The organism is Paenibacillus suaedae (assembly GCF_032337355.1).
Classification (GTDB): domain Bacteria; phylum Bacillota; class Bacilli; order Paenibacillales; family Paenibacillaceae; genus Paenibacillus_B; species Paenibacillus_B suaedae.
This window is the reverse complement of sequence record NZ_JAVYAA010000005.1, coordinates 112,070-126,041: the sequence shown is the minus strand read 5'-3', so window position 1 is coordinate 126,041 and position 13,972 is coordinate 112,070. Positions and strand designations below refer to the sequence as shown.

Genomic DNA, 13,972 nt, shown 5'->3' with positions numbered 1-13,972 from the left:
CATTCACCTAAGAATGAAAAATGAATACTTCACCTTATTTAACAGCATAATGAAGAAGGTATGTCTGAATTATGACCTAATTGAGAAAGAATATCATTTTCATATTATAATTATTATAAAATAGCTTGACAGATTGAATCGTTTAGTTAATAATAATTATTATAAAGTGTGTTACCGAGTGTGTTGTTACCGACATGCTCTAAATAAACCATAAATCAAAGTAGAGGAGATAGTAACTATGTCACTTATCGGAAAAGAAGTACTGCCATTCAAAGCAAATGCATTCCAAAAAGGTCAATTCATCGAAGTTACAGAAGAGAACTTCAAAGGTAAATGGAGCGTAGTGTGCTTCTATCCAGCTGACTTCACATTTGTCTGCCCTACTGAGCTCGAAGACTTGCAAAACCAATATGCAGAGCTGAAGAAATTGGGTGTTGAAGTGTACTCCGTATCCACAGATACACACTTCACGCACAAAGCTTGGCATGAAAGCTCCCAGGCTATCGGCAAAGTTGAATATATTATGATCGGCGACCCATCCCATATCGTATCCCGCAACTTCGACGTATTGATCGAAGAAGCAGGTCTTGCAGACCGCGGTACGTTCATTATCGACCCAGATGGAATCATTCAAGCAGCTGAAATCAACGCTGGCGGCATCGGTCGTGATGCAAGTGCTCTTATCAACAAGATCAAAGCGGCACAATATGTTCGCAACAATCCAGGTGAAGTTTGCCCAGCGAAATGGCAAGAAGGCGGCAAAACATTGAAGCCAAGCCTTGACCTCGTGGGTAAAATCTAAGGAGTGTCCTTACAATGGCATTAGATCAAGATATCAAAGCACAACTAGAACAATATCTCCAGCTTCTTGAGGGAGATATTGTTCTCAAGGTCAGCGCTGGCTCTGATGATGCGTCTTCGGAGATGCTGTCCTTGGTGGAGGAACTCGCTGGCATGTCGTCTCGGATTACTGTGGAGAAGATACAGTTGTCCCGCACTCCAAGCTTTAGTGTGAACCGTGTAGGTGAAGATACAGGCGTTACTTTTGCCGGTACTCCGCTCGGACATGAGTTTACCTCTTTGGTATTGGCTTTGCTGCAAGTGAGCGGTAGAGCTCCTAAGGTAGAGCAGAGTGTGATTGATCAAATTAAAAGCATTCGCGGCGAATATAAGTTTGAAACTTATATCAGCCTGAGCTGCCATAACTGTCCGGATGTTGTGCAGGCGCTGAACCTGATGAGCATTCTTAACCCTGGCATTTCGCACACGATGATTGACGGTGCCGTATTCAAGGAAGAGGTAGAGAGCAAGGATGTTATGTCTGTACCTAGCGTATACCTGAACGGCGAATTCTTCGGCGGCGGACGTATGACCGTTGAAGAAATTCTGGCTAAGCTCGGTACAGCTCCAGATGCATCCGAGTTCGATAATAAAGATCCATTCGATGTTCTTGTTATCGGCGGCGGGCCTTCCGGTGCGAGTGCGGCGATTTATGCAGCACGCAAAGGGATCCGCACAGGCATCGTTGCAGAGCGCTTCGGTGGTCAGGTCAACGATACGCTCGGCATTGAGAACTTTATCAGTGTGAAATACACGGAAGGTCCTCAGCTCGTAGCGAATATTGAAAATCAAGTGAAAGAGTACAATATCGATGTCATGAAGCTTCAGCGTGCAAAACGCTTGGAGAAGAAGGATCTTATCGAAATTGAACTCGAAAACGGTGCTGTACTGAAAAGTAAGACCGTCATCGTATCGACAGGTGCTCGTTGGCGGAACGTAGGCGTCCCTGGTGAAGCAGAGTTCAAGAACAAAGGGGTAGCTTACTGCCCGCATTGTGATGGACCTCTGTTCACAGGCAAGGATGTGGCAGTCATTGGCGGCGGCAACTCTGGCATAGAGGCAGCAATCGATCTTGCGGGTATTGTAAAACATGTGACGGTACTTGAGTTCGCTCCAGAACTGAAAGCCGATGCTGTATTGCAAGACCGCTTGTACAGCCTACCGAATGTAACGGTATTGAAGAATGTGCAAACGTCTGAAATTACCGGTACAGACAAGGTTGACGGCATTTCCTATATCGATCGCGCTACAGGGGAGACGAAGCATGTTGAGCTGCAAGGCGTATTCGTACAAATCGGTCTTGTGCCGAACACAGACTGGTTAGCTGATACCGTTGAGCGCACTCGCATGGGTGAAATCGTAGTAGACAGCCATGGTGCAACAAGCGTACCTGGTGTATTTGCAGCCGGCGATTGCACGAATAGCCCATACAAGCAGATCATCATCTCGATGGGATCTGGTGCTACAGCAGCATTGGGTGCATTCGATTATCTCATTCGCAATTAATCGATATCATCATGAATAGATACGCTTCTTGCCTCGTGGCAGGTCAAGCGAGCGACGGCCCTCATTTCTTACATGAAGTGGGGGCTGTTGTTATTTGCCTATCAATACGGAACAGAGAGCTTTATAGGATTTAGGGTTGATTCGCTAAAATGTTGTAACTATAATGGTTACATGTATGTAGGTTGAAATTGACATATCTTGTATTGTTGGTTACAGCCGTGATTACGATTGAAGAAAGGAATTGAAAAACCATCTATGAGTATACCTGTGCAACACAGTAATACGGCCTCAGCCTTGACTGCACCTACTCGGAAGCAGAGACTGTCCATGGCCGTTATTCTCGGATCGATGACAGCGATTGGCCCGTTGTCGATTGATATGTATCTGCCTTCCCTGCCGATGTTGGCGAGTGACTTGCAGACGAGCACTTCCTTCGCGCAATTGAGCTTAACTGCCTGTCTCATGGGCTTAGCTCTTGGTCAGTTGATGCTTGGACCTCTTAGTGACGCAAGAGGGCGCCGGAAGCCGCTGATCCTCTCACTTGCCATTTACGTGATAGCTTCTGTTCTCTGTGCTATTGTTCCGTCCATAGGGGGGCTGATTGCCCTCCGCTTCATTCAGGGCATGGCTGGGTCTGGAGGCATTGTCATTGCCCGTGCCATGGTGCGCGACATGTATTCGGGCAGTGAACTGACGAAGTTCTTCTCCCTGCTCATGCTTATTAACGGTTTGGCTCCAATATTAGCGCCGATTGCTGGAGGGCAGCTGCTTCAGTTTACGACTTGGCATGGGGTGTTTATCGTGCTCGGCTTGCTCGGTCTGCTTATGATGATCGCCGCATGGTTCGGTTTGCCGGAGACACTTCAGCCTGAGCGCCGTTCTACCGGCGGTCTGCGCACGACGATGGCAACCTTCCGTACACTGCTGTCTGATCGTGAATTCATGGGATATGCATGCACACAAGGCTTCGTTTTCGCTGCGATGTTCGGTTATATATCGGGATCACCCTTTGTGCTGCAGGAAATTTACGGCGCATCCCCGCAAGCATACAGCCTGTTTTTTGCACTCAATGGCCTTGGGCTCATCATTGCGACACAAATTACGGGCCGCTTGGCGTCTCGCTTCCATGAGAAGCGGCTCTTCATTGCAGGAATTGTTCAAACCGTTAGTGGTGGTCTGCTGCTCTTAGCTGCGATACTGCTGCAGGCACCGTTAATTGCAGTTGTCATCGCCCTGTTCATTGTTGTATCGAGTACAGGGGTGGTCAATACGGCAGGCTTCTCTCTAGCGATGCAGAGCCAAGGGGAGAGAGCGGGCAGCGCATCGGCTATGCTGGGCTTGATGTCCTTCATTGCAGGCTCGCTTGCTGCTCCGCTTGTCGGCATTGCTGGCAGCCATACAGCCGTTCCGATGGGTGTTGTTATTGCGTGCTGCGGACTTGGCGCGGTAATGAGCTACTTGTTCATGATTCGCAAGCGGTAACGTCATAGACTTGTATCTTGTGCACAGTTGAACTCATATCATGTAACTTTTATTTATATGTATGTCCACATACAAAAGCGCTGGAGCAAGCGGAATGGTTCGCGAAGTCTCCAGCGCTTTTTAGTTTGGTGATGGGTTGAAGGTTGTAATATGAATGCTTAGCTTATCCGGCAAGATTGTCGGTCTGCACCTTTTGCTTGGTCACATGCTCAAGCCGCTTGGATCTGCGTGACAGTTGGTTGACGGTCAAAGTAATCATGAAGGCAGATAAGAGGCTCCCGACCATCGCAACGATGAATCCAGTCATGTTATTGGATAACAGAGGCGCCATGAACGAAGGAACGTATGCGGTGCCTTGTACTTCGAACATTCCGACCAATAAGCCGCCCAGCCCTGCGGATACGATAGCACCGCCGAAGATGAATTTGTTCGAGAACATGAAGGGATACGCTGCTTCTACGAATGTGCCGAACCCGATATTAATCAGAAAGCCAGGTACGGCGACGGCTGCTTCTCCCTTATCGCGAGGGGCAATTATATTCGCTAACGTGATACCGGCAGATACCATGACAAGTCCAGCCATGTCTACAGCTCCAAGGAAGCTATTACCGGTCCGCTCCATTTCGAGCAGGACAATGGGCAGGATGGCTGCATGATATACACCGCCTAGAATGGCAGGCCATATGAGCAGTCCAGCGAGCAGTCCGGCTAGTATTGAGCTTGTAGATACAGCTGCTTCCAGCAGCCAGCGAATACCTTCACCGGCTTGCAGGGCGATTGGAGCAATCATGAAATAGACGATAAGCCCAGAAATTAAGCCGGAGAGTCCGCCGGCTACAATGTTGATAGTTGTAGCAGGGAAGCGCCACTGCACACATTTACGAAAGAGAGCATGCCCGAGCAGTCCAGCCCCAATCCCCCCAATGATTCCTCCAATAATGCCGCCCTCGACAGACATGACTCCAGCGATGATACCTGAGACGATGGATACCTCATCAAGATCCGAGATTTGCTTCGCTGCAATTGCTGCCAGTATGACAGGGAGCGCCTTGATCATAATGTCGAATATCTCGCTAAGTCCGGCCAGTGCAGGGATTTTACTTAAGGCAAGCAGCAGTGCCATCGCAATAAAGCCGGGCAGAGAGGCGAGCATAATGCCGCGTATGCTAATGCGTCTCCAAGGCGAGCCCTCTCCTGTTCTGCCAGATGAGGCATCAGCAGTTGCGCCGATAATTGGCCGATAGGTCAATCCCCAATGCTGACATAGTGTGGTCACGAACGTGACTGCTCTTGTACGATTCGTCGTTCCGGTCGTGCCAGACACGGCCAGCACATTCGCTCCCTTGGCACTGGTGAGAGCCATGGACGTGCCGCCAGTTCCTGTGATTGGCAGATTCATATCTATCGCTGCTTCCACGGCATATGCGTTGGTGCGGGTAGGATCTGCACTCATCATAATGAGTGCGCCAATACGACCCTGGCGAATCTGCGCCGCAATATCTTGATCCAATTGCGTGGCAACCTGATTAATCTCATCTAGTGATCCTTCTGCAAGTGGCTTCGGAGTCTGGAGCGACTCATCCCAGCCATACAGGGCAGCCTGCGTAGAGCCTTTGGCGTTGTCCATTGATGCGTCTGCGCCAACGAACTGAATCGCTCCACAGCCGATCCCAGCACTCTCCAATTGGATGACAAGTTCTTGGAGCAGTTTAAGAGGGTCTTTGCCTCCTAAGTTATATAGGTTGCCTCCGCTGCTTCCGATGATTGCGATTGTTTTTGCCATAAACGATCCTCCTGTCTGCGGTGGAAAGAAGCTGTTCCATCTTTTTTCTATATTATAGTAAAGTGGTAAATGGTTGAAGTAACAATCTATATGGCATGGAAAAAAGAGGAATAATTAGCCTCATTTCAATAAAAAAATAGGCAAATTGTGCAATGAGGAATGTTGGAAAGTAAGTCAGGGTCATCGGAGTGTTGCCGCGGTTTGCTAAGAGGGACGCAGGTAATAGAATAAGGCTGCTTGTCTCCAGGTAGAGATCGTAGGGACATGCAGCCTTAATGAAGGGAATAATCGAGAGATAGATAGAATGAATTAAAATTCAAGTCCCAGCACGGCAGGAATGCCTTCTTCGTAGTAATGCTTCACGGGCTGAATTTCCGATACGAGATCTGCAATTTCCATGATTTCCGGACAAGCTGAACGTCCTGTTATCACGATGTTCAGATGCTCGTGACGATTCTTAATTACTTCGATGATCTCAGCCCTTGGCAGAACATCATCAATCGGGAAGCTTGTAATTGCAAGTGCGTTGTTCAATTCATCCAGTACGATGAGATCATAATCACCAGACTGGATTTCCTGCTTCGCAATCGCCCATGCCTGCTTGAATGCTTCACGGTGCTCCTCCGGTGTCTTCAGCCAAGTAAATCCGATCCCCAGCTGTCTTACTTCAACACCCAGCTTCTCCAACGAAGCCTGTTCTCCGTAAGAGCGCTTGGGACTCTTGATGAACTGGAGCATCAGTACCTTGAAGCCATGTCCAACCGCTCTGACGCATAGCCCGACTGCTGCTGTCGTCTTCCCTTTGCCATCACCTGTATATACGAGCGTCATTCCTCTGGTTCGTGTCGCCATGTTGGCTGTCCCTCCTGTATGAGCCGGCATGCATCTTTCCAGCGTGCTGGCATAATCTTGGTAGCATATATTACTCCCATAGTATCACTGAGGGGAAGGCCTGTCGACTAAGAGGGAGGGGATGAACCGACTGGCGGTTTATCTGGCTGAACGCACGGCAATACTGGAAAACAGAATCTATGGCTGTCGGTGGAAAGCCAGCAGCACAACAAGCAGGCATGCGATCAACTGCAGAAGTGAGGAAGGACGTCTATGGATCAGCTGCAAGCAAGCTTACAACGCAATCTGGATTATATTCGGACGAAGCTCGGCAATAGCTCTGATATTGTGATTCGTGAATTGCGAGTCGGGGGCAAGGGTGAGCAAAGAATCGCATTAATATATACGGATGGACTAGTCGATCAGGCGATTATAACTGATTTTATGATGGAGTCGCTCTTGAACGATAGTCAAATATTGCAAGGTGATAATTCCACACAGCAAGCAGATTCAGCTGCATCACAAGGTACCATGGCCACGAACAGTAGGCCGGATCAGCTGGGAGGCTCGGGCGGATCTGCATGGTCTGTATCTGCACCTTCTACCGCCTCCTCGAACGGAGATCAATCAAGTTCCCAATTTAACTTACAACAAAGCTCGCAGCAAGGCCCGCAACAAGGTTCGCAACAGAGCTCGCAACAAAGCTGGCAACAAGACCCGCAACAAGGTTCGCAACAGAGCTCGCAACAAAGCTGGCAACAAGACCCGCAACAAGGTGCGCAACAAGGTTCGCACCAGAGCTCGCAACAAAGCTCGCAGCAAGGCCCGCAACAAGGCTCGCAACAAAGCTGGCAACAGGACCCGCAGCAAGGCCCGCAACAAGGCGCGCAACAAGGTTCGCACCAGAGCTCGCAACAAAGCTCGCAGCAAGGCACGCAACAAGGCCCGCAACAAGGTACGCAACAAAGCTGGCAACAAGACCCGCAACAAGGCTCGCAACAAGGTTCGCACCAGAGCTCGCAACAAGGCCCGCAACAAGGTACGCAACAAAGCTGGCAACAAGACCCGCAACAAGGTTCGCACCAGAGCTCGCAACAAAGCTCGCAGCAAGGCCCGCAACAAGGCGCGCAACAAAGCTGGCAACAGGGCGCGCAGCAAGGCTCGCAACAAGGTACGCAACAAGGTACGCAACAAGGCACGCAACAAAGCTCGCAGCAAGGCTCGCAACAAGGTACGCAACAAGGCACGCAACAAAGCTCGCAGCAAGGCTCGCAACAGAGCCCGCAACAAAGCTCGCAGCAAGGCCCGCAACAAGGCGCGCAACAAAGCTGGCAACAAGACCCGCAACAAGGTTCGCAACAGAGCTCGCACCAGAGTTCGCAACAAAGCTGGCAACAAAGCTCGCAATCAGGCTCACAGCCTGGGACGGGTGGGTCAACAGATATGATTAAGCTATTGCAAGAGCGAGTACTTGCGGTAGGGGATATTCAGTCTGTAGCCTGCTTCGAGGATGTATTCCAAGAGGTGTTGTCCGGCAATACGGTACTGCTCTTAGATGGCTATACGACGGGGTTGTCAGCCAGCACACAGGGATGGAAGGATCGCGGTGTAGTAGAGGCAACAACAGAACCATCTGTTCGAGGATCTCGTGAGGCGTTCTCTGAGACACTACGAACGAATACATCACTGGTTCGGAGAAGGATCAAGCATCAGGATTTACGCGTGGAGACGAAGTCGTTCGGTCGTCTCACACAAACGAATGTCGCCATTATGTTCATTCAAGGGATCGCCAATGACAAGGTCGTACAAGAGGTACGAGACCGTATGGCTCGAATCGATATTGACGGCATTCTGGAGAGTGGATACATCGAAGAATTGATTCAGGACAAGACGTTCACGCCCTTCCCGACGGTATACAATACAGAGCGCCCTGATGTCATCGCCGCAGAGCTGCTGGAAGGGAAGATCGCCATTATCGTGGATGGCACACCGTCCGTGCTCGTAGTGCCTGCGCTATTCGTATCCTTCCTCCATGCGGCTGAGGATTACTTCTTCCGATCGGACATCAGCACTCTTGTTCGAATCCTTCGCTATATCGGCATCTTCATCGCGCTGTTAGGGCCATCACTATATGTCGCCATTACGACATTCCACCAGGAGATGCTTCCAACGCAGCTGCTGATCAGCTTGGCGGCACAGCGGGAAGGGATTCCTTTCCCTGCTGTCTTCGAGGCGATTATGATGGAGATTCTGTTCGAGCTGCTTCGGGAAGCAGGAATCCGAATGCCGAGAATGATTGGGCCAGCGGTATCGGTTGTGGGAACGCTCGTTATTGGACAAGCTGCGGTCGATGCAGGTATCGTCTCTGCTGCAATGGTCATCGTTGTGTCGACGACGGCGATTTGCAGCTTCGTATTTCCCGCATACAGCATGTCGAATGCGTTCCGCATGCTTCGCTTTCCACTCATGCTGCTCGCTGCATCTTTTGGGCTGTTCGGGGTCTGTATTGGTCTGATCGCCATTGTGCTCCACTTGTGCAGCCTGCGCTCTTTTGGCGTCCCTTATATGAGTCCGCTGGCACCTATCATTATCAAAGATCAGAAAGATACGATCTTTCGGTTGCCACAGTGGGCAATGCGGACAAGACCAAGCTATATGAGTCCGAACAATAAGAATCGGCAGCAGCCTCCGGCGCAAGCTAAGCCCAAGCCGCCAATAAAATAACAACATAATCAAGTGAAAAAAAGGGGGCGACAGTCATGAAGCGGAGATCCGCTCTCCTCAGCTGCTTGTTACTTCTGCTGCTTGGTCTGCTCGTCTCCGGCTGCTGGAATCGGCGTGAGATGAATGATTTGGCCATAGCGGTAGGGATGGGAATTGATAAAGCAGACAATGGGCAGTATGAGGTATTTGTGCAGGTTGTCGATCCAAGCGAGGTATCGGCACGCAAACCGAGCGGCAACAGGGCTCCTGTAACGCTATATAGTGCAAAAGGAAATACGGTGTTCCAAGCGATACGACGCATGACCACGATTACACCTCGCAAGGTGTATTTCTCGCATCTGCGAATTTTTGTTTTTGGAGAAGAAATGGCGCGTGAAGGCATCAGCAAGCCGCTCGATTTCCTATCACGTGATCAAGAGCTGCGTACTGATTTTTATCTCGTGGTTGCCAAGGGAACTACGGCGAGAGATATATTGAATTTCTATACGCCGCTCGATAAAATACCTGCCAATAAAATGTACAAGTCGCTAGAGGTGTCGGATAAGACGTGGGCACCGACAGTGGGTGTTCGGTTAGATGATTTGATAACCAATTTAACCAGTTACGGAAAGGACGCAGTGCTGACAGGCATATTGATTCAGGGGGATCGTGAGGCAGGGAAGAAGAAGGGGAATGTGGAGCTGATCGAGACCCAGGCGCTATTAAAGTATTCAGGCATAGCCATCTTCAAGGGAGACAGACTCGTGGGGTGGATGAATGAGGCGGAGAGCAAGGGATACAGCAACTTGACTGATAATTTGCAGAACACCTACGTTCAAGTTCCCTGCGAGTCTGGGGGGAAGGCGGGGGTGGAGGTCATTCGCTCCAAGACCAAGGTGAAGGCGAAGGTTGTAAATAATAGACCAGAAATCAACGTCTTCATACGAACAGAGGCTAATGTTGCAGATGTTGAATGCAATATCGATACAAGCCAGCAGTCTACTCTTGATCAATTGGAGAAGGCGGCAGAACAAGTGATGATTAACCATTCAACTAAATCACTGCAGCGAGCGCAGGCAGTAAGTGCAGATATATTCGGATTTGGAGAAGCTGTCCACCGGGCATATCCGGGCTACTGGAATCAACATAAGGAACGGTGGGCTGAATTGTTCAAGGAGCTACCTGTCCACATTCAAGTGGATTTGAAAATCGTACGGACAGGGACAATTGGCAACTCATTCTTACGTGACGTGAAGGAGTAGGGGAGATGTGGATCAGTATTGGCTCAATTGTAATTGCGGTGATCACCTTCCTGTCTGAATCCTCTCGTATGAAGCGGCAGCAATTATACAAGGAACGCTGGGTGCTGCTGATCATGCTGCTCATCGCTGCTGGGTTTGGTATAGCCCTCGGGATGAAAATGAGGATACCGAATCCTATGGATTGGATCATGATGATGTTTAAGCCTTTGAGGCGATTTCTGTAGTAAAGAACGACAAGCAAGCTAGTGAGATGCAGCATCAAGGAGGTGATAGGGCGGATGAAGGATCAATCCATCATAAGTATTCGTCAGCTGACAATCTTGACGGCACTATTTATTATCGGAAGTGCGATCTTGATTATCCCATCGAGCCTAGCGGAAGAAGCCCGGCAGGATGGATGGCTATCCGCTCTATTATCCTTAGTTCTTGGCCTGCTCGTCGTCCCCCTGTACTCCGCCCTATGCCGAAGATACCCGGGACAATCGATAGCAGAATATTGTGAGTTGATCCTTGGCAAGGTGCTCGGCAAGGCAGCATCGCTTTGCTTCATTATCGGATTTGCACTTACTACAGCGGCGCTTACTCTGCGGGATATCGGCGATTTCATAACGATGCAGATTATGCCGGAGACACCGGCTGTGGCGACTCATATTGTCTTTATGTTCATCATCATTTTCGGTGCCTATCTTGGAATTGAAGTGTTTGCGCGAGGAGCTGAGATATTTTTCCCATGGGTGCTGCTTCTATTTATTTGCTTTATTTTGTTTGTAATGCCGCAAGTTGAAGTGAAGCAGTTCTTGCCGGTTCTCGAACGTGGATTTGTGCCGGTCATGCGCGGGGGATTGACCTTCTTCAGCTTTCCTTTCCTCGACATGGCAATCTTGCTGCTGATTCTTCCTTCAGTTAAGAACCAAGGCAAAGTGGCAAATGCTTTACTGTGGGGATGCATAATTGGCGGGGCGTTCCTGATCATTACAACGTTATTGTCTATATTGGCCCTTGGAGCCGAGAGTACGGCGAGGCATATGTATCCGACCTATGCACTGGCCAAAAAAATCAGCATCGGTAATTTCTTGGAGCGGATCGAGGCGGTGATGGCGGTTATTTGGTTTTTGACGACTTATTTCCGCATGGCGCTGCTTCTGTATGCAACTGCGGTAGGCCTCGCCCAATCCTTGAAGCTAGCTGAACATCGCTTCCTCATCATTCCGCTAGGGATGATCACGGTCAGCTGGTCGATCTTATTCATCCCGAATTCTCCCTATCTTAGCAAGCTGCTCGATCATTGGGCGACCTATGCGCTTCTGCCCGGGCTTGTCCTGCCCTTGCTCCTGCTGTTAGTTGATACGTACCGATCCAACGCTCAGGCGAAGACACAGCAAGAAGAGAGTGCTCCGCAGAATGAATCATGCAAAGAGCAAGGGGCTGCGATTGAGAACGGATCCACCTTCATTGATAAAGGAGGCGGAAGTGATGTTCCCATGGATGATGCTCCTACTGCTCTTCGGCCAAGCAGTGGACGAACATCTCCTCCTGAACGCTAAGTACATGAATGACTGAGCATGCACCTCTCTCATGGTACAATGGATTCATCTTAAGGAACAGGAGCGGCTTATCTATGTGGACACATCTATTGGAGCTGGCGGCGATATGGATACCGATAATTAATTTATTATTTGCGGCAATCGTTATTTTTCTAGAGAGACGCAATGTAGGGGGAACGTGGGCATGGTTAATGCTCCTCTTGCTGCTCCCATTCATCGGATTCCTATTCTATATTTTGTTCGGTCAGAATCTGGCTCGACGGAAGGTCTATCGAATCAAGCCTCGGAATGAACGTCTTGTTCGAGATGAAATTGCAGCTCAAGTGCGGCGAATTCGGGAGGGAACCTTCGAATATCAGGATGATGGCGTGAAATACTATGAACCGCTTATTTATATGAACTTGGTAAGCAGCTACTCTCCTTTAACACAGGACAACAAGGTGAATGTCATTGCAGACGGGGACGAGATGATGGATCGGCTAGTTGATCGAATTCAAAATGCTGAAGATCATGTCCATTTGCTGTATTACAAGCTGGCTGGGGATTCGACCGGACGCAGAATCATTGACGCATTGACGGAGCGCGCTGCGAATGGTGTCGAGGTAAGGCTGCTGTATGACGATATTGGATCGCCTGCCTTGAAGGATAGGGATCTTGCAGCTCTGCGTGAAGCAGGTGGAGAAGTATACCGCTTCTTCCCATCGCGGATCCCTTATCTTAATTTGCGTGTCAACTATCGCAATCACCGAAAAATCGCGGTTATGGATGGCAAGGTTGGGTTTGTTGGCGGATTCAATATCGGTGATGAGTACGTCGGACTCGATCCGAAGATTGGACATTGGCGTGATACTCATCTTGAGCTGCAAGGAGGGGCTGTTCATCGGCTTCAAGGGCAATTCCTACTCGATTGGTCCATTGCGTCTGAACAGTATCTTGCCTTTAATGAGCATTACTTCCCTGCACCCGTTCACACTGGGACTACCGCTGTCCAAATTGTCGCCAGTGGGCCGGATTCAGATAAGCAGCAAATCCGAAATGGACTGCTTAAGCTAATATTTGAAGCCAAGGATCGCATCTATGTGCAGACACCGTATCTCGTGCCAGATGATAGTGTGCTCATCGCGTTAAAGGTTGCCGTGCAATCTGGGGTTGATGTGCGCATCATGATTCCGAAGAAGGGGGACAGTCAGTTGGTACAGTGGGCATCAAATGCGTATCTTGGTGAATTGCTTCGTGCTGGTGCCAAGTGCTATTGGTATGAGAAGGGCTTCCTGCATGCCAAGACGATGGTTGTAGATGGATGGGCTGCTACGGTTGGTACGGCGAATCTGGATCATCGCAGCTTCAGCCTGAACTTCGAAGTTAATGCCTTCCTCTATGACAAAGCGGTAGCGGGAGAGCTCGACAAGTTGTTCGAGCAGGATATGAAGGAGTCTATCGCGTTAAATTGGAATACGTACCAGAAGCGGTCAATTCGTCACCGATTTGTAGAATCCATCGCACGATTGGTGTCGCCAATTTTATAAATGTCTAATGCCTATTTATGGACATACTTGACATAGGTTTGCGATCACACTACAATTTGTAGTGGGAGGAATTCCACGATGAAAATTCATAACTTCAAATTCCACGAGAGTGGATTGAACCGGTTCTTCGGGCCGCTGGAGGCCAAGGTTATGTCTGTCCTGTGGGAAGGTTCTGAAATGACGATTAAGGACGTGCAGAAGAAGCTTGAGGCAGAGAAGTGTGTCAACTTCAACACCGTCATGACGGTCATGAACCGACTCGTGGATAAGGGAGTCCTGGTCAAGCGCACGGAGGGGCGTTCTTCCTTATTCCGCCCAGTATTGTGTCGAGATGCCTTCCTCGATACGCAGTCCAAGGAATTAACGCATGAGCTGATGGATGAATTCGGTCCGCTTGTCGTGAATCACATGCTGGATGCCTTGGAGGATGTAGATGAGGGGCTGCTGGACAAATTGGAACAAAAAATCAAGCAATTGAAAAAGGATAAATAGACA

The 13,972-nt window shown here is 49.4% G+C and carries 11 protein-coding genes; 9 read left to right on the top strand and 2 right to left on the bottom strand.

All coding sequences use genetic code 11. The features are described from left to right. Positions 1-238: 238 nt before the first annotated feature. From ahpC to RQP50_RS20030, 3 genes are all read left to right on the top strand, one after another. Positions 239-802 carry an alkyl hydroperoxide reductase subunit C gene (gene ahpC, locus RQP50_RS20040; RefSeq protein ID WP_021257326.1) on the top strand — a complete coding sequence of 188 codons (564 nt, stop codon included), beginning with the start codon at positions 239-241 and terminating at the stop codon, positions 800-802. 14 nt (positions 803-816) lie between these two features. Next, positions 817-2,346 carry an alkyl hydroperoxide reductase subunit F gene (gene ahpF, locus RQP50_RS20035; RefSeq protein ID WP_315746500.1) on the top strand — a complete coding sequence of 510 codons (1,530 nt, stop codon included), beginning with the start codon at positions 817-819 and terminating at the stop codon, positions 2,344-2,346. A gap of 255 nt (positions 2,347-2,601) precedes the next feature. Then, complete coding sequence (locus tag RQP50_RS20030) at positions 2,602-3,828, top strand: multidrug effflux MFS transporter (RefSeq protein ID WP_394358418.1); 1,227 nt, start codon at positions 2,602-2,604, stop codon at positions 3,826-3,828. A gap of 163 nt (positions 3,829-3,991) precedes the next feature. On the opposite strand, the gene RQP50_RS20025 is transcribed toward RQP50_RS20030, so the two are convergent. Together RQP50_RS20025 and RQP50_RS20020 are read right to left on the bottom strand one after the other, a co-directional pair. Next, positions 3,992-5,611: a PTS sugar transporter gene (locus RQP50_RS20025; protein ID WP_315746499.1), complete on the bottom strand. Its 1,620-nt coding sequence runs from the start codon at positions 5,609-5,611 to the stop codon at positions 3,992-3,994. Between the two features lie 309 nt (positions 5,612-5,920). Then, positions 5,921-6,463: a cob(I)yrinic acid a,c-diamide adenosyltransferase gene (locus tag RQP50_RS20020; RefSeq protein ID WP_072729162.1), complete on the bottom strand. Its 543-nt coding sequence runs from the start codon at positions 6,461-6,463 to the stop codon at positions 5,921-5,923. Positions 6,464-6,715: 252 nt separating this feature from the next. Between RQP50_RS20020 and RQP50_RS20015 the strand changes: the two genes are divergently transcribed. The 6 genes from RQP50_RS20015 to RQP50_RS19990 all read left to right on the top strand — a co-directional run bounded on the left by RQP50_RS20015 (position 6,716) and on the right by RQP50_RS19990 (position 13,969). Further along, complete coding sequence (locus RQP50_RS20015) at positions 6,716-9,166, top strand: spore germination protein (protein ID WP_315746497.1); 2,451 nt, start codon at positions 6,716-6,718, stop codon at positions 9,164-9,166. Positions 9,167-9,201: 35 nt separating this feature from the next. Continuing rightward, the gene (locus tag RQP50_RS20010; RefSeq protein WP_072729161.1) at positions 9,202-10,407 is read left to right on the top strand and encodes a Ger(x)C family spore germination protein; all 1,206 of its coding nucleotides are present in this window, start codon (positions 9,202-9,204) and stop codon (positions 10,405-10,407) included. 5 nt (positions 10,408-10,412) lie between these two features. Beyond that, entirely contained in the window at positions 10,413-10,631 is a 219-nt protein-coding gene (locus RQP50_RS20005; RefSeq protein ID WP_072729160.1) for a hypothetical protein, read from the top strand. A 54-nt stretch (positions 10,632-10,685) separates the two neighbouring features. Beyond that, a complete protein-coding gene (locus RQP50_RS20000) occupies positions 10,686-11,951 on the top strand; it encodes a GerAB/ArcD/ProY family transporter (RefSeq protein ID WP_315746496.1) in 1,266 nt (421 codons plus the stop codon). Between the two features lie 74 nt (positions 11,952-12,025). Then, positions 12,026-13,477: a cardiolipin synthase gene (gene cls, locus RQP50_RS19995; protein ID WP_315746495.1), complete on the top strand. Its 1,452-nt coding sequence runs from the start codon at positions 12,026-12,028 to the stop codon at positions 13,475-13,477. A gap of 78 nt (positions 13,478-13,555) precedes the next feature. Further along, on the top strand, positions 13,556-13,969 hold the full coding sequence (locus RQP50_RS19990) for a BlaI/MecI/CopY family transcriptional regulator (RefSeq protein WP_021257316.1): 414 nt from the start codon (positions 13,556-13,558) through the stop codon (positions 13,967-13,969). Positions 13,970-13,972: the final 3 nt, after the last annotated feature.